The sequence below is a fragment of the Methanothermobacter marburgensis str. Marburg genome (assembly GCF_000145295.1).
Taxonomy (GTDB): Archaea; Methanobacteriota; Methanobacteria; order Methanobacteriales; family Methanothermobacteraceae; genus Methanothermobacter; species Methanothermobacter marburgensis.
This window is the reverse complement of sequence record NC_014408.1, coordinates 1,587,704-1,607,077: the sequence shown is the minus strand read 5'-3', so window position 1 is coordinate 1,607,077 and position 19,374 is coordinate 1,587,704. Positions and strand designations below refer to the sequence as shown.

At 50.4% G+C, this 19,374-nt stretch carries 16 protein-coding genes; 11 read left to right on the top strand and 5 right to left on the bottom strand.

From position 1 onward, the window contains the following. The first annotated feature begins 14 nt into the window (after nt 1-14). From MTBMA_RS08640 to MTBMA_RS08620, 5 genes are all read left to right on the top strand, one after another. Entirely contained in the window at nt 15-914 is a 900-nt protein-coding gene (locus tag MTBMA_RS08640; RefSeq protein ID WP_013296547.1) for an AEC family transporter, read from the top strand. Between the two features lie 182 nt (nt 915-1,096). Next, nucleotides 1,097-3,076, top strand: coding sequence for a H(2):CoB-CoM heterodisulfide ferredoxin reductase subunit HdrA (hdrA, locus tag MTBMA_RS08635; protein ID WP_013296546.1), 1,980 nt, complete (start codon nt 1,097-1,099; stop codon nt 3,074-3,076). A gap of 192 nt (nt 3,077-3,268) precedes the next feature. Beyond that, a complete protein-coding gene (glyA, locus tag MTBMA_RS08630) occupies nt 3,269-4,540 on the top strand; it encodes a serine hydroxymethyltransferase (protein WP_013296545.1) in 1,272 nt (423 codons plus the stop codon). Next, entirely contained in the window at nt 4,541-5,236 is a 696-nt protein-coding gene (locus MTBMA_RS08625; protein ID WP_013296544.1) for a dihydromethanopterin reductase (acceptor), read from the top strand. A 106-nt stretch (nt 5,237-5,342) separates the two neighbouring features. Further along, nucleotides 5,343-5,735 (top strand): HEAT repeat domain-containing protein, encoded by a 393-nt coding sequence (locus tag MTBMA_RS08620; RefSeq protein WP_013296543.1) that lies wholly within the window; start codon nt 5,343-5,345, stop codon nt 5,733-5,735. 40 nt (nt 5,736-5,775) lie between these two features. Here the strand turns inward: MTBMA_RS08620 and MTBMA_RS08615 are convergent, their stop codons facing one another. Further along, nucleotides 5,776-6,141, bottom strand: a complete 366-nt coding sequence (locus tag MTBMA_RS08615) for a DUF192 domain-containing protein (RefSeq protein ID WP_013296542.1) — start codon at nt 6,139-6,141, stop codon at nt 5,776-5,778. A 93-nt stretch (nt 6,142-6,234) separates the two neighbouring features. Here MTBMA_RS08615 and MTBMA_RS08610 point away from each other — a divergent pair, with 93 nt between their 5' ends. Genes MTBMA_RS08610 through MTBMA_RS08595 form a run of 4 tightly spaced genes read left to right on the top strand, consistent with a single transcriptional unit; the run spans nt 6,235 to nt 13,316 of the window. Beyond that, complete coding sequence (locus MTBMA_RS08610) at nt 6,235-7,440, top strand: methionine adenosyltransferase (RefSeq protein ID WP_013296541.1); 1,206 nt, start codon at nt 6,235-6,237, stop codon at nt 7,438-7,440. A gap of 22 nt (nt 7,441-7,462) precedes the next feature. After that, complete coding sequence (gene ileS / locus MTBMA_RS08605; RefSeq protein WP_013296540.1) at nt 7,463-10,600, top strand: isoleucine--tRNA ligase; 3,138 nt, start codon at nt 7,463-7,465, stop codon at nt 10,598-10,600. Between the two features lie 2 nt (nt 10,601-10,602). Beyond that, a complete protein-coding gene (purL, locus tag MTBMA_RS08600) occupies nt 10,603-12,747 on the top strand; it encodes a phosphoribosylformylglycinamidine synthase subunit PurL (protein ID WP_013296539.1) in 2,145 nt (714 codons plus the stop codon). An 8-nt stretch (nt 12,748-12,755) separates the two neighbouring features. Beyond that, complete coding sequence (locus MTBMA_RS08595; protein WP_013296538.1) at nt 12,756-13,316, top strand: diacylglycerol/polyprenol kinase family protein; 561 nt, start codon at nt 12,756-12,758, stop codon at nt 13,314-13,316. Nucleotides 13,317-13,504: 188 nt separating this feature from the next. Here MTBMA_RS08595 and MTBMA_RS08590 read toward each other — a convergent pair whose 3' ends face one another. From MTBMA_RS08590 to MTBMA_RS08580, 3 genes are read right to left on the bottom strand one after another with little or no spacing between them, the layout of a single operon-like run. Beyond that, the gene (locus MTBMA_RS08590; RefSeq protein WP_013296537.1) at nt 13,505-14,629 is read right to left on the bottom strand and encodes an ABC transporter permease; all 1,125 of its coding nucleotides are present in this window, start codon (nt 14,627-14,629) and stop codon (nt 13,505-13,507) included. Further along, the gene (locus tag MTBMA_RS08585) at nt 14,626-15,708 is read right to left on the bottom strand and encodes an ABC transporter permease (protein ID WP_013296536.1); all 1,083 of its coding nucleotides are present in this window, start codon (nt 15,706-15,708) and stop codon (nt 14,626-14,628) included. The genes MTBMA_RS08590 and MTBMA_RS08585 overlap by 4 nt, the downstream gene beginning before the upstream one ends. Continuing rightward, a complete protein-coding gene (locus tag MTBMA_RS08580; protein ID WP_013296535.1) occupies nt 15,709-16,614 on the bottom strand; it encodes an ABC transporter ATP-binding protein in 906 nt (301 codons plus the stop codon). A 97-nt stretch (nt 16,615-16,711) separates the two neighbouring features. Here MTBMA_RS08580 and MTBMA_RS08575 point away from each other — a divergent pair, with 97 nt between their 5' ends. Together MTBMA_RS08575 and MTBMA_RS08570 are read left to right on the top strand one after the other, a co-directional pair. Further along, the gene (locus MTBMA_RS08575; RefSeq protein WP_013296534.1) at nt 16,712-17,926 is read left to right on the top strand and encodes a molybdopterin molybdotransferase MoeA; all 1,215 of its coding nucleotides are present in this window, start codon (nt 16,712-16,714) and stop codon (nt 17,924-17,926) included. A 74-nt stretch (nt 17,927-18,000) separates the two neighbouring features. Continuing rightward, the gene (locus MTBMA_RS08570) at nt 18,001-19,158 is read left to right on the top strand and encodes a site-2 protease family protein (RefSeq protein ID WP_013296533.1); all 1,158 of its coding nucleotides are present in this window, start codon (nt 18,001-18,003) and stop codon (nt 19,156-19,158) included. Between the two features lie 33 nt (nt 19,159-19,191). Here the strand turns inward: MTBMA_RS08570 and MTBMA_RS09095 are convergent, their stop codons facing one another. Further along, the gene (locus MTBMA_RS09095) at nt 19,192-19,347 is read right to left on the bottom strand and encodes a hypothetical protein (protein WP_171770401.1); all 156 of its coding nucleotides are present in this window, start codon (nt 19,345-19,347) and stop codon (nt 19,192-19,194) included. Nucleotides 19,348-19,374 lie beyond the last annotated feature (27 nt).

Genomic DNA, 19,374 nt, shown 5'->3' with positions numbered 1-19,374 from the left:
TTTATTTGATTTTTATGGGCTCGTTTGAAACGGTTCTATCCATACTGATCCTTGTCCTCACAGGACATGCACTTAAACTGAGTGGCATGCTGAGGGAGGAGGATGCATCATCCCTCAACAGGATTGTCATCAATCTTGCAATACCTTCCCTGATATTCACGTCACTCTACAGGGCTGATTTAAGTGGAATAGCGGACCTGTTCCTGATACCACTCGTCTGTATAACCACAGGTGCATTATCTGGGACCATAGCATCCCTGTGGGCAAGAAGGAGGGGTATGGATTCCCGAAAAACCTGGGGGATAATTGTGGCTGCAGCAATGATGAACTCAGGTTTCCTGGGTTACCCTGTAACTGAAGGAATATTTGGATCTGAGGGTCTTTTAAGGGCAATATTCTATGATACAGGCACAACAGTTATGTTCACATCCCTTGGGCTTATACTATCATTTATTTCAGGGGCTGAGGGGACTGCAGTCGTTAAAAGGGCAGTCACCTTTCCACCCCTCTGGGCATTCATACTGGGGGTTACCTTCAACCTGATGGGATTACCTGTGGGAATTGCAGGCACGGTTCTTGGTTATCTGGCCGGTGCAGCGGTTCCCCTAATAATGATTTCACTTGGTCTTTCACTGAACTTCAGGTTCCTGAGGGATTCACTGGCTGATGCCACATTTGTGAGTGCCTTGAGGCTCATAGTATCACCTCTGATTGCAGCATTCATTGTTTATCTGCTGTCATTTAAGGGTCTGGACTTCTCTGTAACGGTACTTGAAGCCTCAATGCCCTCGGCCATGCTTGCAGCGGTACTTGCAATTGAGAATGACCTTGATGTTGACCTTGTATCATCGTGCATATTCATGAGCACAATACTGGGTCTCGTGTCACTGCCAGCATGGTCACTTATACTCTAAAAAGTTTATTTTAAATCCAGAGTATAATGAAAATATTTTTAATTTTTAGCCACCGAATGAAAATAAATGTAATACTATATAAATCTTACTTAAAGTTTTTGATAGAAATGTTTATTTAGCACTGTGCTATACCTTACATCAAATAAATATCATTGCTAGATATCCCTATGCAAGGTGATCTAATGGCAGAAGAAAAAAAAGAAACAATGGAAGAACCAAAAATCGGTGTTTACGTCTGCCACTGCGGTGTGAACATCGGCGGTGTGGTCGACGTTGAGGCTGTAAGGGACTACGCTGCGAAACTACCAAACGTTGTGATTGCAAAGGACTACAAGTACTACTGTTCTGACCCAGGTCAGCTCGAGATACAGAAGGACATCAAGGAACTCGGGATAAACAGGGTAGTTGTGGCTGCATGTTCCCCAAGGCTCCACGAACCAACCTTCAGGAGATGTGTTGAAGAGGCAGGACTCAACCAGTTCCTATTCGAATTTGCAAACATAAGGGAACATGACTCATGGGTCCACATGGACAACCCTGAGGGTGCAACAGAAAAGGCCAAGGACCTTGTGAGGATGGCGGTTGCCAAGGCAAGGCTCCTGGAGCCCCTCGAGGCATCAAAGGTTAGTGTGGATGACAAGGCCCTTGTCATCGGTGGAGGTGTTGCAGGTATACAGGCCGCCCTTGACCTGGCGGACATGGGATTCAAGACCTACATGGTCGAAAAGAGGCCAAGTATCTCAGGAAGAATGGGGCAGCTGGACAAAACCTTCCCAACCCTCGACTGTTCAATGTGTATCCTTGCACCAAAAATGGTGGATGTCGGTAAACACGACAACATTGAACTCATAACCTACGCAGAGGTTAAGGAAGTTGACGGTTACATAGGTAATTTCAAGGTCAAAATCGAGAAGAAACCAAGGTACATAGACGAGGAACTCTGTACCGGATGCGGTTCCTGTGTAGAGGTATGCCCAATTGAAATGCCAAACTACTTCGACGAGGGAATCGGTATGACCAAGGCTGTCTACATACCATTCCCACAGGCTGTCCCCCTCTGCGCAACAATTGACAAGGACTACTGTATAGAGTGCATGCTCTGTGATGAGGTCTGTGAAAGGGGAGCCGTTAAACACGACCAGGAACCAGAGGAAATCGAAATCGAAGTTGGTACAATAATCGTGGCAACAGGATACGACGCCTATGACCCAACAGAGAAACTCGAATACGGTTACGGCCGACACACCAACGTCATAACAGGTCTTGAACTCGAAAGGATGATCAACGCCTCAGGACCAACCGATGGTAAGGTCCTCAAACCATCAGACGGCGAAAAACCAAAGAGGGTTGCATTCATCCACTGTGTGGGTTCAAGGGACGAACAGATTGGAAAACCCTACTGTTCCCGTGTCTGCTGTATGTACATCATGAAGAACGCACAGCTCATCAAGGACAAAATGCCTGACACAGAGGTCACACTCTACTACATGGACATAAGGGCATTCGGTAAAGGATTCGAGGAATTCTACAAACGCTCACAGGAGAAATATGGAATCAAATTCATAAGGGGACGACCCGCTGAGGTCATCGAGAACCCTGACCTCACACTCACAGTGAGATCAGAGGACACACTCCTGGGTAAGGTCACAGAGTACGACTACGACATGGTTGTCCTTGGTGTTGGTCTCGTGCCACCAGAGGGTGCAGAGACACTGAGGCAGACAATCGGTCTATCCAAATCTGCAGACGGGTTCCTCATGGAAGCACACCCAAAACTCAGACCTGTTGACACACTGACAGACGGTGTGTACCTTGCAGGTGTGGCTCAGGGTCCAAAGGACATTCCTGACGCTGTTGCGCAGGCTTCAGGTGCAGCTGCACGTGCAGCAATACCAATGGTCAAGGGTGAAGTGGAAATTGAGCCAATAATCGCAGTTACAGATTCCGATGTCTGCGGTGGCTGTGAGGTCTGCATTGAGCTCTGCCCATTCGGTGCCATAAGCATAGAGGAAGGGCATGCCAACGTCAACGTGGCCCTCTGTAAGGGTTGCGGTACCTGTGTGGCAGCATGCCCATCAGGTGCAATGGACCAGCAGCACTTTAAAACAGAGCAGATCATGGCTCAGATCGAAGCTGCACTCAACGAACCCGCTTCAAAATAGATGGGCTGGGACCCATCAAAACCTTTTCTTTTATCTCTGCTGATTTGATTCTGTTTCAATGCTATTCTGTAGCCGTCTGTTTCGCATCATCTTGCAGGATTTCATCTGATTGGCTCATGATTGGCTGCAAGTATAATAGCGGCACCAATTTTATATTGTAATTTTAACTATTTCCTAATGGAGATGATTTTCATGGTCAGCAATCAGGATTATACCGAGAGGATAAGAGATCTCATGAAGGATCATAACAGCTGGATGGAGTCAAGCATCAACCTCATAGCAAGTGAAAATATAACCAGTTCAAGGGTCAAGGAGGCCCTCATCTCTGACCTTTCACACCGCTATGCAGAGGGTCTTCCCGGTGAGAGGCTCTATGAGGGCTGCAGGTACATAGATGAGATTGAAGAGATCACAATTGAACTCTCAAAGAAACTCTTCAGGGCAGAACATGCAAATGTCCAGCCAACATCGGGTGTTGTGGCCAACCTCGCCTGCTTCTTTGCAACTGCAGATGTTGGCGACCCCATGATGGCCATGGAGGTCCCATACGGCGGCCACATATCACATGCCAAGGTCAGTGCAGCCGGTGTGAGGGGATTCAAAATATACACCCACCCCTTTGACTTTGAAAACATGAACATAGACGCCGATGCAATGAAGAAGAAGATCCTTGAGGTCAAACCAAGGATAATACTCTTCGGCGGAAGCCTCTTCCTCTTCCCCCACCCTGTGGAGGAGGCAGTTGAGGCCGCAGAGGAGGTGGGTGCAAGGATAATGTACGACGGCGCCCACGTCCTTGGCCTAATTGCAGGCGGATACTTCCAGGATCCCCTCAGGGAGGGCGCCGATATGCTGGTGGGAAGCACACACAAGACATTCCCCGGACCCCAGGGCGGCATAATCCTCTGCAGGGAGGAACTTGCAGATGACATAGATGAGGCTGTCTTCCCGGGACTTGTGAGTAACCACCACCTCCACCACGTGGCAGGACTTGGAATAGCAACCGCAGAGATGCTTGAGTTTGGAAGTGAATACGCGGCACAGACAATCAGAAACGCAAAGAAACTCGCAGAAAACCTCAATGAACTTGGATTCAACGTACTCTGTGAGCACCTCGACTTCACAGAATCCCATCAGGTTGTGATGGATGTATCAGACATTGGCAGGGCCGCCGAGATATCCAAAAAACTCGAGGCCAACAACATAATACTCAACAAGAACCTTCTCCCATGGGACGATGTTAACAGGTCAGACGACCCATCAGGAATAAGGATAGGTACACAGGAGATAACAAGGCGCGGAATGAAGGAGTCAGAGATGTCAGAGGTTGCAGAATACATAAAGAAGGTTGTTATTGATGGCAGGAATGTTAAGGAAGAGGTTTCAGAGTTCATGTCCTCCTATACAAAGGTCCACTACGCCTTTGAGGAGTCAGGGGCCTACAAGTACATGGAGATCCTGTAGATGAGAATTGCCTGGGCATTCACAGGGGCCGGGCACCTCCTCCTTGAGAGTGTGGAGGCACTGGAGGAGATGGTTTCCAGGGGTCACGAGGTAACCATACTCCTATCAGGTGCCGCAGAGGAGGTTCTGAGGATGTACGGCCTCTTTGAAAGGGTCAGGAAACTTTCTGGCGGATACTACAGGGAATTTGTCCTTGAAAGTGACGAGGGCTACAGCTTCCCCATAACAGGCAGGCTCTCCATGGGTAGGTATGACCTTCTGGTGGTATCCCCTGTAACATCCAATACCGTGGCCAAGATAGTTCATGGCATAGCCGACACACTTGTGACAAACGCCGTGGCCCAGGCAGGTAAGGGGGGAGTGCCGGTGTACTGCGTCCCGGTGGACCTTGAGGAGGGGGACGTTGAAACGGTCCTCCCATCAAAACTTGAACTTGAACTCTGCAGGAGATGCGAGCAGTGCCTTGCTGCAGCTGCATGTCCCGGGGACGCCATAGTGCCGGGGGTTGAGATAAGGCTCCTCAAGTGCAGGGGCTGCGGTCTGTGTCAGAGCGCATGTCCATATGGTGCTGTCTCAGGGGGGAGGATAATAACCATCCACATGAGGGAGGTGGACATCAGAAACACAGAGAGGCTCTCTTCAATGGAGGGCATAACCGTGTTTGAGAGGCCCGGGGAAATTCTCGGGAACATATGACCATTCCAAAGCCCTCCAACATTACGTTTTAAGGTCAGCACCCATTCTCCTTCATAAAATTTAATTATCATCTGCAACAGAAATAATGGAGATAGGGGGTGTTTTAATGGAGGGTAAGAGGATTGATTTTCTCCTTGAGGAACTCAAGAACCCTGACTGGGTTGTGCGTGAGGACGCTGTTGAACTCCTTGCAGAGGTTGCAGATCCCCGGGCTGTGGAACCACTCATAGAGGCCCTTGATGACGAGGACTACCATGTCCGGGAGGCGGCTGCACTCGCCCTTGCAACCTTTGATGATAAAAGGGCTGTTGAACCCCTGAGGGAGCATCTTTCAGATGAGAAACCCGGTGTGAGGTACGCCTGTGCCCTGGCCCTTGGAATACTCGGTGATGAGGATTCAGTCGAGGACCTTGAGGGCCTCCTTGACGATGAGAGCCCAATGGTTCGGAGGGTGGCGGAGGTTGCAATCTCCGAGATAAAAAAGAGGGCGGGATCCTAGCTCCCATGGGATTTCACATTTTAGGGTTCCTGAGGTGGAATCAGATATCCTTAAATTCCAGCGTGTCGCCTATTCGGGTCCCGGTTTCATCAATTTTTCCCTTTTTAAGTTCTATAACATACCTTGCAGGTTTCACTGGATTGTAGACCTGCCATGGTTTGAGTTTAGCCATATCCACCACCCTCATATTTTTATCAACGAATAGAACGTCAAGCGGGACCAGCATGAAGAACATGTGTATTCCCGAGCCATATCTTCCACGTCCCTCGGGTATTTCAAGTACAAGTCCAGTCTCAACATTCCTCCTGAGCATCAAACCCCTGAAACGTGAAAGGAATGTATCTGCAAACCTCACAGCACCAAGAGTGGCGCCCCTTGTCTTATTGAACACCTCTTTCTCCATCATAGATTCTCCTGAAAACACTGTGTTATATTTATTTATATCATCAGCTCAAAACCATAAACCATTATTGTGCATATTCATCAGGAGGTTATCAGTGTGAGAAATATTATCGTTGAACCCCTTAACCAGACACCAATCGAGGACCAGAAGGTGGAAATAGTTGAAAGGAAGGGCATAGGACACCCTGACAGTATAAGTGACGGGATCGCTGAATCAGTGAGCAGGGCCCTCTGCAACGCCTACCTTGACAGATTCGGTGCCATAATGCACCACAACACCGACGAGGTACAGATAACAGCCGGAGAATCCGCACCACAGTTTGGAGGCGGTGAGGTTATAAAACCGATAGAGATACTCCTCACGGGAAGGGGCATCGCCGAGGTTGATGGAGAGAAGATAGGCCTTGACAGGATAGCCATATCAGCAGCCAAGGAGTACCTCAGGGACAACATAATAAACCTTGATGTTGAGACCTGCACCGTGGTGGAGTGCAAGATCGGGCACGGTTCAGGGGACCTGAGGGATGTCTTTGCAAGGAAGGGAAGGGCGCCCCTATCAAATGACACATCATTCGGGGTTGGATTCGCACCATTCTCAGAGACCGAGAGGATAGTGATGGAGGCAGAGAACCTCCTCAACTCCCCTGAATTCAAGAAGAAATACCCCGCAGTGGGTGAGGACATAAAGGTCATGGGTCTCAGGGAAAACGACAACATAACCCTTACAGTTGCCTGTGCAATGGTGGACAGATACGTATCAGACCTAGAGGAATACCTTGAGATCAAGAATGTGGTGAAGGATGAGGTATTCAAGCTGGCCTCAGGGATCACAGAGAGAAACCTTGAGGTTTTTGTAAATACAGCCGACCGCTGTGAGGACGATGAGCCATCCGTTTACATAACAGTTACAGGGACCTCCGCTGAGATGGGTGATGACGGATCAGTGGGACGGGGTAACAGGGCCAACGGCCTCATAACACCCAACAGGCCAATGTCCATGGAGGCAACATCAGGTAAGAACCCTATAAACCATGTAGGTAAGATCTACAATCTGCTCTCAAACCAGATGGCCGCAGACATAGTGGAGAGCATCGAGGGAGTTAAACAGGTCCATATAATGATACTCAGCCAGATAGGAAAGCCAATCGACCACCCCAAGGCCGCCACAGCCCAGGTGATCCTTGAGGACGGCTACACCATGGATGACATCACAGGAAAGGTTTCAGGAGTAATGGACGCATGGCTTGAGGACATACCAAGCATAACCGAGATGCTGGTCAAGGGCCAGCTCCGGACATTCTAATATCCAGCTGAGGGAGAAATTCATGCCAATCCAGGAAGCCGAAAAATCCTACAAGCCCCATGTGATAGAGGAAAAGGTTCAGAGTTTCTGGGAAGAAAGGGATATCTATGAACGCGTGAAGGAACTGAGGGAGGAGGGCCCAAGGTACTCATTCCTGGACGGCCCACCCTACTGCAGCGGAAGGATTCACCTTGGAACAGCATGGAACAAGATAATGAAGGACTCCTACCTCCGGTTCAAATCAATGAGGGGTTTCAATGTCAGGAGGCAGCCTGGATGGGACACCCATGGCCTCCCAATAGAGCACAAGGTTGAGGGGATCCTGGGTGTCAGGAGCAAAAAGGACATTGAGGATAAGATCGGTATAGAGGAATTTGTCAGGAAGTGCAGGGAATTTGCGATGGAAAACAAGGCTGTTATGACATCCCAGTTCCAGCGCCTTGGGGTCTGGATGGACTGGGATGACCCCTACGTGACCTTCGACCCTGCTTACATGGAATCATGCTGGTGGACCCTGAAGAGGGCCCATGAGAAGGACCTCCTTTTAAGGGACCTCAGGGTGATAACGTGGTGCCCGCGCTGTGAAACGGCCCTGGCACTTGCAGAGATAGACTACCATGAGAAGGAGGACCCATCCATCTACGTGAAGTTCCCAGTCTCAGGGGACACGTATATACTGGTATGGACAACAACACCCTGGACCCTCCCTGCAAACATGGCCGTTGCGGTCCACCCTGACTTTGATTATGCCCACACCCGTCTGGATGGGGAAACCTACATAATGGCAGAGGCACTCGTTGAGAAGGTCCTGGGGGAGGAAGCTGAGATCATAAAGACCGTCAGGGGATCTGAACTTGAGGGCCTCACCTACAGGCACCCCCTGGATGAGGAGGTGCCATGCCACAGGGACATGGAGCACAGGGTCATCCTGGGGGACCATGTGACACTCACAGAGGGTACAGGGTGCGTGCACACAGCCCCTGGTCATGGTCCAGAGGACTTTGAGATAGGTAAAGAATATGGCCTCCCCGTATTCTGCCCTGTGGATGAGGCAGGGGTCTTCACTGAGGATGCAGGGAAATACAGGGGACTCTTTGTTAAGGACGCCGATTCTGACATAATAGATGACCTGAGATCAAAGAACCTCCTCCTGAGGGCAGAGACCATCAGTCACAGGTACGGGTTCTGCTGGAGATGCAAGACACCCATAATCTACCTTGCCACAGAGCAGTGGTTCCTTAAGATAACAGAGATAAAGGATAAAATGCTCAGTGAACTCGACAGGGTACAGTGGATCCCCTCATGGGCAGGGGAGAGCAGGTTCAGGAACTGGATAGAGAATGCGAGGGACTGGACCATCTCAAGGCAGCGCTACTGGGGGATACCCATCCCCATATGGGTCTGCGAGGACTGCGACAGCATACACGTTGTTGGATCAATAGGGGAGCTCAGGGAGCTGGCTGTTGAGGGCCAGCTTGAAGGGGACTTCATCCACAGGCCCCATGTGGACAGGATAATACTTGAGTGCGGTAGATGCGGGGGCAGAATGAAGAGGACACCCGATGTCCTGGATGTCTGGATAGACTCAGGGGTTGCAGGCTGGGCAGCCCTACACTACCCCAGAGAGAAGGAACTCTTCAGTGAATGGTTCCCCTACGACTTCATAACCGAGGGACATGACCAGACAAGGGGCTGGTTCTACTCACAGCTTGGCTGCGGTGTGATAGCACTTGATGAGACACCCTACCGGCGGGTGCTCATGCACGGTTTCACCCTTGATGAAGAGGGCAGGAAGATGAGCAAGTCCCTGGGGAACGTTGTTGAACCTGAGGATGTCATAGAGAAGTACGGGGCAGACGTCCTGAGGTTCTACCTTTTATGGGCCAACAAGCCATGGGAGGACCTTAAATTCGTATGGGACGAACTTAAGAATGTTAATAAGATGTTCAACATACTCTGGAATGTCTACGTCTTCGCAACAACCTACATGTCCCTTGACAGGTTCCAGCCAGGTGACCATGAACTGGAGGACCTCCACTTCAGGGATGAGGATCGATGGATAATCTCAAGGGTTAACTCTGTGGCCCTGAAGGTGACAGAGGCCCTGGATAACCTCCACTTCCACAGGGCAACCCGTGAAATCCACGACTTCATAGTGGAGGACCTCAGCCGCTGGTACATAAGGCTCATAAGGAGCCGCACATGGATAGAGAGGGACGACCCAGACAAGCTGGCAGCCTACCACAGCCTCTACACAGCCCTCAAGACACTGATAGTGACACTATCACCCATAGCACCCCACGTATGCGAGGACATCTACCAGAACCTTGTGCGGGGGGCTGAACCCGACTCACCTGAGAGCATACACATGCTGGACTGGATGGTGAGTGAGGATGCGGTGGATGGCAAACTCGAGGCAGAGATGGACATCGTCCGCGAGATAATAGAGGCATGTGCAAGGGCAAGGGACACTGCAAGGTACAAGCTGAGATGGCCTGTAAGGGAGATAGTTGTGGTATCAGAGGACGATAAGGTTCTGGAGGCCGCTGAATCCCTCAAGGGGGTTATAGCTGAACAGGCCAACGCCAAGTCCATCAGGACTTCAACTGAATTCCCTGATATGAGGATAATAGCCAAACCAAACCCCGCAACTCTGGGTCCAAAGCTCAGGCAGGACATGCCACCTGTCATGAGAAAACTTGAGGAGGCGGATGGCGCTGAGGTTAAAGCCGCACTGGAATCAGAGGGCAGCTTTAGGGTTGATCTGGACGGCAGAATAATCGTCCTGGAACCCGATGATATAATATTTGAGACAGAGCTCCCTGAGAACATCGTGAATGCACAGTTTGAGGGCGGAAGTGTATTCGTTGACACGGAACTCACACCTGAGATAATGAGCGAGGCAATGGCCCGCGAACTTGTAAGGAGGATCCAGGATATGAGGAAGGACCTTGACCTGGACGTTGAGGCCAGAATAGAGGTTTCAGTGAAATGTAGCCCAGAGTTCAGGGAACTGACCGAGCCCCAGAGGGAATTCGTTGAGAATGAGGTCAGGGCCAGTCATCTCTCCTTTGATTACACCGAACTCGAATACACCAAGGAATGGAAGATATCGGATGAAAACCTTATAATATCCATAAAACCTTCAGATAAGGTGTGAAAATGGTTTTAACAGATTCAGAGATTGAATTCATAAGGAAAGAACTTGGGAGGGATCCGAATCCCCTCGAATACGGGATGCTGGATGTGATGTTCTCTGAGCACTGCTCATACAAGAGCAGTCGCCCGGTCCTCGGCTTCTTCCCAACCGAGGGTGAGGGGGTAATCATAGGTCCTGGTGATGACGCCGGTGTGGTTGAGGTCACCGATGAACTGGCCATGGCCATTGGAATTGAGAGCCACAACCACCCCTCTGCGATAGAACCATATGGGGGGGCAGGTACAGGTATAGGCGGGATTCTGAGGGATATAATCTCAATGGGCGCCATGCCCATAGCCCTCCTTGACTCCCTTCGATTCGGATACCTTGAGGACCAGAAATCAAGGTACCTCTTTGAACACGTGGTTAAGGGCATATCCGACTACGGGAACCGTGTGGGGGTTCCAACAGTTGCAGGCGAGGTTGAATTTGACGATAACTTCCAGCTGAACCCCCTTGTGAATGTTATGTGCGCAGGCCTTGTGCGCAAGGATGAGATAAAACGGGGGATAGCCCCGCGGCCAGGCGATGTATTCCTCCTCATGGGGGGTAGAACAGGCAGGGATGGAATTCATGGCGTAACCTTTGCCTCTGAGGAACTCACAAGTTCATCTGAACTGGAGGACCGACCAGCGGTTCAGGTCGGCGACCCCTTCACCAAGAAGATGGTGATGGAGGCGAGCTTTGAGATAATGGAGAAAATAGAGGTTTCAGGCGTGAAGGACCTCGGGGGCGGGGGTTTAACGTGCTGCATCTCTGAACTCGTGGCCAAGTGTGATAACGGTGCAAGGGTCAACCTGGAGGCGATACCCCTGAGGGAGGAGGGAATGACACCCTATGAGATAATGCTCTCAGAGTCGCAGGAACGCATGATATTCGTGCTCAGCCCTGACAGGGTTGATGAGGCAATGGAGATCTGCAGGAAATATGAGCTTCCGGCCGCGGTCATAGGTGAGGTTACAGATACCGGAAGGATGATAGTTGAAAGCGAAGGGAAGGTTATAGCGGACCTGCCAGCAAAGCTCCTCGCGGATCCCCCTGTGATTGAAAGGGAGGCAAAAAAACCTGATTTACCTGAGGGGCAGGTGGAGGTCCAGCACCCCCTTCTCACTGAAGCGCTCCTTAAACTCCTGTCATCACCGAACATTGCAAGCAAGAGGTGGGTTTACCGCCAGTATGACCATGAGGTTCAGATAAGGACCGTTGTGAAGCCAGGTGATGATGCGGCGGTCCTCAGGGTCGATGAGAAGACTGGAGTTGCGCTAACCGTTGACTGCAACAGCATCCACACAAAGCTGGACCCATATGGTGGTGGCGCAGCCTCTGTGGGGGAGGCAATAAGGAACGTTGTTTCAATGGGCGCCTGGCCACTCTGCATAGTGGACTGCCTCAACTTCGGAAACCCGGAGAAGCCAGAGGTTTTCTGGCAGTTCAGGGAATGTGTGAGGGGAATGGCTGACATGGCAGAGACCTTCGGCACGCCGGTAATAAGCGGTAATGTGAGCTTCTACAATGAAACCGAAGGTGTTACAGTGAACCCCTCCCCCGTCGTTGGAGTTGCAGGGAGGCTACCACTTGATAGCATAAAGACAATGGACTTCAAGGCTGAGGGCGAGAAGATAATCGTCATCGGGGATACAAAACCTGAACTGGGCGCCTCAGAGTACCTAAGGACAGTTCATGGCATTGTTGATGGTAAGCCACCCGAGACAGATCTCAGGGCAGAATTTGACGCTGCAAACTCAGTCAGGAGGATAATTGAGAGATTTGGGGATAAGGTAACGGCAATCCATGACTGTTCAGCAGGCGGTATAGGGGTTGCAGTCGCTGAGATGGCCATAAAGTCAGGTATCGGGGCAACCATAGACACAGGGAAGATCCCTGGAAGCTTCAGTAACATCCATGAGGCACTATTCTCTGAATCAAATGGAAGGTACATCCTAACAGTGACAGGATCCGTGGAGGAAATAATCCAGGAACTTGAAGTGCCCTGCGCTGTGATAGGAACCACTGGCGGTGGTGCCCTGAAATTTGATGATGTAGCCCTGGATGTATCTGAACTTTATGATGCCTACCATGGGGTTATTGAGGCATACATGTCCACATAGGTGTTTTTTTGAGGTACAGGAGGGAGTTCTTCAGGCAAATCATACATGCAGCAGGCATAGTGTTCGTGATCCTTGCAGGCTACCTTGGCTCCCTCCCCATGGTGGCCCTCTCCCTCGCAGCAGCACTCATGGGTGAGGTGATATTTCAGCTTGACAGAAGGTTCACCCTCCCCTTCTTCTCCTATGTTCTCAGGAGCTGCCGGAGGGATGATACCGAGAGGGGCTTCATCTACTACTTTCTGGGAATGGCCCTCACATATGCCCTCTTTGGTTTTAACATTTCAGTGGCCAGTGCCTCAGTTATAATACTCACCCTGGGTGACTCACTCTCCACAATCATCGGCAAGGAGTATGGTTCACATCCCCTCCCCTTTAACCCTGATAAGAGCATTGAGGGTTCAGCGGCCTTCCTTTTAGCAGGGTTCCTGGGGGCCCTCTTTTTCCTTGACCCCCTAACCGCACTCACAGGGGCTATTGCGGGTATGCTGGTGGAGGCCTACACCCCGGTTGAGGATAACATAACCATTCCCATCGGTGCCGGGGCTGTGATGCTGCTCCTCGTCCACTGAACAGATTTTTTGTGAGGATCAGAGTCTTTTCACCTGATGAAACAACTGATCCTGCCTCACCTCTTTAAAAAAGGATCCTTGTCAGCGTTTTTACTTGAGACAACTCAGTAGGGGCATTGTAGTCAGGTGGATGGTAACAGTCAGAGTCTTATCATCTGATGAGACAAAAAATATGGTTTTTGTTAGGGTCAGAGTCTTATGACTCCTTCCCTCCTGAATGAGACAACTGAAGCCGCAAAGAGGATTACAGATAAAAATGCTGCCGGTAACATGTCATAGATGAGACCCGGGTTGAGATATGGGCTCGATGAGAGCTTGACCATTATGATGCTTGGTATGAAGCGTATTATGGGGTTGAAGATGCCCATATCCATGAATAGGGGCACGAAGAGCAGGAACGTTGCAAAGAAGAGCACCACCGTGATGGCAGAGTTGGCCTCCTTTGTGCTGTCTGCGAGGATGGATATGAAGAGACCGGTCCCTGTGAATCCCAGTCCCGTGAGGAACATTATAATGGACAGCAGGGGGATATTGTAAACAGGCACCCCAAGGAGCATCACTATCCCGAGCCACAGGAGGCTCTGAATGAATGAAAAAATGAGTGCAGGGGTTATCTTACCAAGAATTATGCTGGTCTCGGATAGGGGGACCATCAGGAGGACCTCGAAGGTTTTCCTTTCCTTCTCACCAACCACGCTGTCGGTTACAATGTTACTACCTAGGAAGAATGGGAGGAAAACCACAAAGGGTATTATGAACCCGTACATTATCTCCACAAAGTAGGAGCTTTCAACTGCAAGTGGAGCATACCTTTCCCTGTTAACGGGGATAATTTTCAGTTTAACAGGATTCTCCAGAGCTTTAACTTTGGATGATGGAATAGCCGCCTCCCTGAACTGTTTCTGCTCCGCATACCATGAGGCGGCACGCTGAAGCCTTTCGCTCATGATGGTGTAGAATGCACTGCCGGTGTCTGCTTCGATACGGACATCCCCACCGCTGGTGTAGACAATGGCAACCACCCCTGATCCAAGGCTTTTTCTGGCATCAGCAAGATCCGGGAATTTCGTAACACCCAGACCCTCCCTCTCAAGGCCCTCAATGAGCAGACGTTCATCCCCCACAACACCCACCTTGAGGAACCTGGAACCACCCCACTCCCCAATGAGCTCTGGATCTGCTGCAACGGAACTTACAACTGCAAGTCCATAGGCACCCAGTATTATTATGACCTGCACCAGGACAAGCAGCATGTAGATCCTGTTTGAGAATATGTCCCGCGCCTCCTTAACTGTAAGGGCCTTCAGTTTCATGGTCTCACCATCAACCTTAAAATACCGGGCCTTGGACCAAAAACCACATCATCCCTGCTGAATAATCTGACTGCAAGGCCATAGAAGAGGATGTTGAGTATGAGGACCGAGAACAGGGGCGGTATGAGGTCAGCTGCATTCAGGTTAACTCCTGATATCAGCTTTATGGTGAGGGTCATGGGTGAGAGGGACCCTGAGGAACCGGCCATGTAGGCGAGGGCCGGCACAATCAGGTATGCTGCTGCGATTATGTAGGCAAAGGTTATACCTATCCCGGCCTCACGGTAGTTCTTTGCATAAACCGATATGAGTGCAGTGAGCCCTATGATGGGCGTTGATGAGAGCACAACGGTTAGATAGGCACCTGCCGGGTTGCTTATCTGGAAACCGGCCGCCATTATGAGGATCATCCATACACCCACCTGCAGCGCCACCGTTGCGGTAACAGAGAGGCACTTCCCGATGATTATCTCAGAGCGCCTTATGGGCATTGCAATAAGGGCTTCACCTGTTTTCCTCTCCTTTTCACCCACAATACTGTCCACCACCAGGTTTCCGAACAGGAAAACCGGGAGAAATAGGAGTATTGAAACCATGACACGCCTCACAAGCTGAAGTGGAAGGGCCTCACCCCGTGTCTCCTCACGGACCTCAGGTCTCGGCGTTGGGGTTTCAATGAGTTCCCTGGTTATCACGGTGGAGGCCCTTTCAACCGCTGCTTCCACCTCGTCCCTTACAACGGTCCTTCTTGGATCAGAATAGTCAAGGTAGAGCATTGCATTCAGGGGGATGCCTGTGAAGTTATCGACAAGGAGCCTGGAGGGCGCACCCCCATGTATATAGAGGACGTCGGGGTTTAGCTGCCCGGAGATGATACCTGAGGGGTCGGTGACACTGAGCTCTGCAAAACCCCTTAGGGAGGGGGTGAAGGTGTTTCCCTCACCTATCATCTCAATGAAGCCACTGAACATGAATATGGTGAGTGAAAGTACCAGTATCTGGAATATGAATATGAAGAGGAATTTACGGCTTCTGAATGTCCCCGTGAGTTCCCATTTTGTAACTGTTAGGAGATTCATCTAGGACCCCTTCAGGCTCTGTATGAATACGTCGTTGAGTGTTGCCTCCCGTGTGTTCACACTGAAGACCGTTCCAGGAATATTCTCTATAACCTCTGTTATGGATTCACGGCTACCAAGGGAGAATCTGATGATTTTACCATCTATTTCAACGGATTTAACACCACTCACCTTCATAAGAGAGTCCCTGTTGATCAATGAGGGCTCTGATACCTTAACTTCAAGTATCAGGTCCCCCTGGACCCTGGATTTGAGTTCATCTGGGGTTCCGATGTCGAGTATGCGCCCCCTGTTTATTATGGCGACCCTGTCACAGAGGTAATCGGCCTCCTCCATGTAGTGGGTGCAGAGTATCATGGTCCTTGAGCCCTTGAGCTCCCTTATGAATTCCCTTATTGAGAATGCTGTTGCCGGGTCAAGGCCCATGGTGGGTTCATCGAATATTATGATTGGGGGGTCATGTATGAGGGCCCTTGCTATCCCGATCCTCTGCCGCATGCCCTTGGAGAACGTGTTTATGGGGTCCGCTGCACGTTCACTCATACCCACGAGTTCAAGTAACTCGTATATTCTATCATCCAGCACATCCCTGGGGACACCATAGAGCTCACCGAAGTACCTCAGGAGATCCGCAGCCCTGAAACGCTCATAGAGGTTGGGCTCCTCTGGAAGATAACCTATCATTGCTTTAACCCTGAGTGGGTCCCTGGTAACATCATAGCCACCCACATGGACTGTGCCAGAGTCAGGGTGCAGTATCCCTGCTATTATGCGTATTGCGGTGGTCTTACCGGCACCGTTGTGGCCGATTATGCCCATGAGTTCCCCTTCCCTCACACTGAAGCTGAGGTTATCAAGGGCCCTGATTCTTCCAAAGCTTTTAGAGACAGAGTCCACCTCTATCATGAAACCTCCATGAATCAAAGATTATTTTTCCAGCCGGGAATTTATATCCCCCTTTATATATTAATAGTATAAACAGTACTTAAGCGGTGATGGTCACATGTTTCTATCAGAACTCATACCAGTGAGGGATGCATTCAGGATTCTTGATGAAAATCAGAGATCAACTGAGACTGAAACCCTTAATCTCTTATATGCCCATAAAAGGGTTCTTGCGGAGGATTTAAAAGCCAGATTTGACTCCCCCCCCTTTGACAGGTCAGCGATGGATGGATACGCGGTGAGGGCCGAGGATACATTCGGTTCGTCACCTGAGAATCCATCAAGATTCACTGTCACAGATTCCATAGGGGCCGGGGATGTATCTGATGTGGATGTGGATAGGGGGGAGGCTGTTAAAATCGCAACAGGGGCCCCCATACCCCGCGGAGCAGATGCTGTTGTCATGGAGGAGTACACTGTCAGCTCAGGATCTGAGATCAGTGTTGTAAGACCTGTGTTTCCTGGAGAGAACGTGTCACCGGCAGGAGAGGATTTCAGGGCAGGGGATACCGTCCTGAGTAAAGGAACCCTCCTCAGGCCTGCAGAAATTGCCATGGCGGCATCGGCAGGTTACAGCCAGCTGAGGGTGTATAAAAAGCCCTCGGTAAAGGTGATAATAACAGGTAATGAACTCATGGAGCCTTCAGCGGACCTTGAACCAGGTAAGATACCCAACTCAAACCTCTACACCCTCAAGGCCCTTGTGGAGAGTGCAGGTGGTGATGCAGAGGTTAGCCACGCCCCCGACGACATGGATATCATAGTGGATGAAATCAGAGGGGCAGTGAAGGAACATGACATGGTCATAACAACCGGCGGAACAGCGGTGAGCCGTGGAGACGTGGTTGTGGATGCCGTGGATAGCCTTGGCGACGTACTCTTCCATGGGGTGGCAATGAGGCCAGGCAAACCTGTGGCATTCGGAATTGTTGAGGGTAAACCTGTATTCATGCTTTCAGGGTATCCTGTCGCTGCCATGGTTCAGTTCGATGTCCTTGCAAGGTATTATCTTCTCAGAATGCAGCACCTGGATTACAGTCACAGAACAGTGAAGAGGCGGTGTCTTGGTAAGGTTGCATCTGGACCCGGCAGGACGGAATACGTGCGGGCAAATGCAGATAACGGAACAGTTAAACCCGTCCAGAGCAGGGGTTCGGGTATAATAAGGTCAATGGTGGAGTCAAATGCCTACATAGTGATAGATGAGAACCTTGAGGGTATAGCTGAAGGTGAGGAGTGTGAGGTCCTCCTCTTTGATTCAATGACACTCTGAAACCCTGCCAGCACATATAAATGGGAGCTTTTATATGACCGCTTCAACAACCATTAAAACAGGTGTTATGTAATATGAATGCACTGTGGTTTTACGTCATCGCATTTATCCTGATATGGACACTCGCTGTTCTTTTCAGGGACAGACTCAAGATTGAGATACAGGGACCTCTCCTCCTGAGGAGAACAAAGAGGATGAGGGGATTCATCGACAGCATAGCGTCAGGCCACCCAAGACTCTGGAGGTGGATACTGAATGCGGGCATCCCTGTGGCGTTCTTCTTCATGTTCTACATGCTCTACCTCATGGTGATGTCCCTTCAGAACATATTCGTGACTCCACAGGCTTCACTCATCGTGCCGGGTGTTGACATACCGGGATCACCGGTTTACGTGCCTCTGGGTTACGGTATAGTGGGCCTTGCCACGGTCATAGTGGTGCATGAATTCGCCCATGGGATACTTGCAAGGGTTGAGGGGGTCCGTATAAAATCCATTGGCCTCCTTCTTCTGGCAATACTTCCGGGCGCTTTCGTTGAACCTGACGAGGATGACATCAAGAAGGTGAGCCCCATCTCAAAGCTGAGGATATATGCCGCCGGATCAGTGGCGAACCTCATACTTGCAGGTATATGCTTTGCACTATTCTTTGGTATTTCAGCATATGCCATGCCCGCTGCCTTCCAGGCCGACGGTGTTCAGATAGACAGTGTGGTCCCTGGAAGTCCTGCAAGCGAGGTCCTCAAACCGGGCCTCGTCATTGAGAGCATAAATGGAATGCCAACCACAAACCTCACCACCTATGGAATGGCCCTTAAGAGGATACGGGTTGGTGAGGTTATCACAATAGACACTGATCAGGGGACATTCAGGCTTAAGACAGGCAGAAACCCCAACAACTCAAGCAGGGCCTACATGGGTATCAGAACCAGCAACCACCTGAAGGTGAGGGAGTCTGTGGCATCGGTCTTTGGAGGTACCCTTCCATTTGCCCTCACCTACCTGGAGGAGCTCTTCTTCTGGATATTCTTCCTGAACTTCGCGGTGGGTACGGTTAACCTTCTACCTGCCAAGCCCCTTGATGGAGGCCTCATGTTTGAGGAGCTCCTGCGCTACAGGTTACCGGAGAGGATTGTTAAACCGGCGGTCAGCTATGTCTCCATATTTGTTATACTCATCATAGCGGTGAGTATAATCTGGGGTACAGGGCGCGGTATTCTGATGATGTTCTGATAGCTGAGCTATACGCTGTAGACCGAGTTCTGATCAGCGCCTCTGGCAGCTGAAGCAGAGATCGTCTTCCTTATCGGTCCTGTATATCTTACCGCAGCGGGGACACATAACAGTCCTCATGCCGCTCTCCCTGGCCGGGGGTTCGTGGCACTGGCACCTCACGCCCACCATCTTCTTCTTTTTCTTCATGTGATCTGATTTAGCTGCGGATAGGAT

Excerpts from the sequence above, each read along its gene's own strand:
- MTBMA_RS08640 (WP_013296547.1), top strand. The coding sequence starts at position 15 with ATGGGCTCGTTTGAAACGGTTCTATCCATACTGATCCTTGTCCTCACA.
- hdrA (WP_013296546.1), top strand. The coding sequence starts at position 1,097 with ATGGCAGAAGAAAAAAAAGAAACAATGGAAGAACCAAAAATCGGTGTT.
- glyA (WP_013296545.1), top strand. The coding sequence starts at position 3,269 with ATGGTCAGCAATCAGGATTATACCGAGAGGATAAGAGATCTCATGAAG.
- MTBMA_RS08625 (WP_013296544.1), top strand. The coding sequence starts at position 4,541 with ATGAGAATTGCCTGGGCATTCACAGGGGCCGGGCACCTCCTCCTTGAG.
- MTBMA_RS08620 (WP_013296543.1), top strand. The coding sequence starts at position 5,343 with ATGGAGGGTAAGAGGATTGATTTTCTCCTTGAGGAACTCAAGAACCCT.
- MTBMA_RS08615 (WP_013296542.1), bottom strand. The coding sequence starts at position 6,141 with ATGATGGAGAAAGAGGTGTTCAATAAGACAAGGGGCGCCACTCTTGGT.
- ileS (WP_013296540.1), top strand. The coding sequence starts at position 7,463 with ATGCCAATCCAGGAAGCCGAAAAATCCTACAAGCCCCATGTGATAGAG.
- purL (WP_013296539.1), top strand. The coding sequence starts at position 10,603 with ATGGTTTTAACAGATTCAGAGATTGAATTCATAAGGAAAGAACTTGGG.
- MTBMA_RS08590 (WP_013296537.1), bottom strand. The coding sequence starts at position 14,629 with ATGAAACTGAAGGCCCTTACAGTTAAGGAGGCGCGGGACATATTCTCA.
- MTBMA_RS08585 (WP_013296536.1), bottom strand. The coding sequence starts at position 15,708 with ATGAATCTCCTAACAGTTACAAAATGGGAACTCACGGGGACATTCAGA.
- MTBMA_RS08580 (WP_013296535.1), bottom strand. The coding sequence starts at position 16,614 with ATGATAGAGGTGGACTCTGTCTCTAAAAGCTTTGGAAGAATCAGGGCC.
- MTBMA_RS08575 (WP_013296534.1), top strand. The coding sequence starts at position 16,712 with ATGTTTCTATCAGAACTCATACCAGTGAGGGATGCATTCAGGATTCTT.
- MTBMA_RS08570 (WP_013296533.1), top strand. The coding sequence starts at position 18,001 with ATGAATGCACTGTGGTTTTACGTCATCGCATTTATCCTGATATGGACA.
- MTBMA_RS09095 (WP_171770401.1), bottom strand. The coding sequence starts at position 19,347 with ATGAAGAAAAAGAAGAAGATGGTGGGCGTGAGGTGCCAGTGCCACGAA.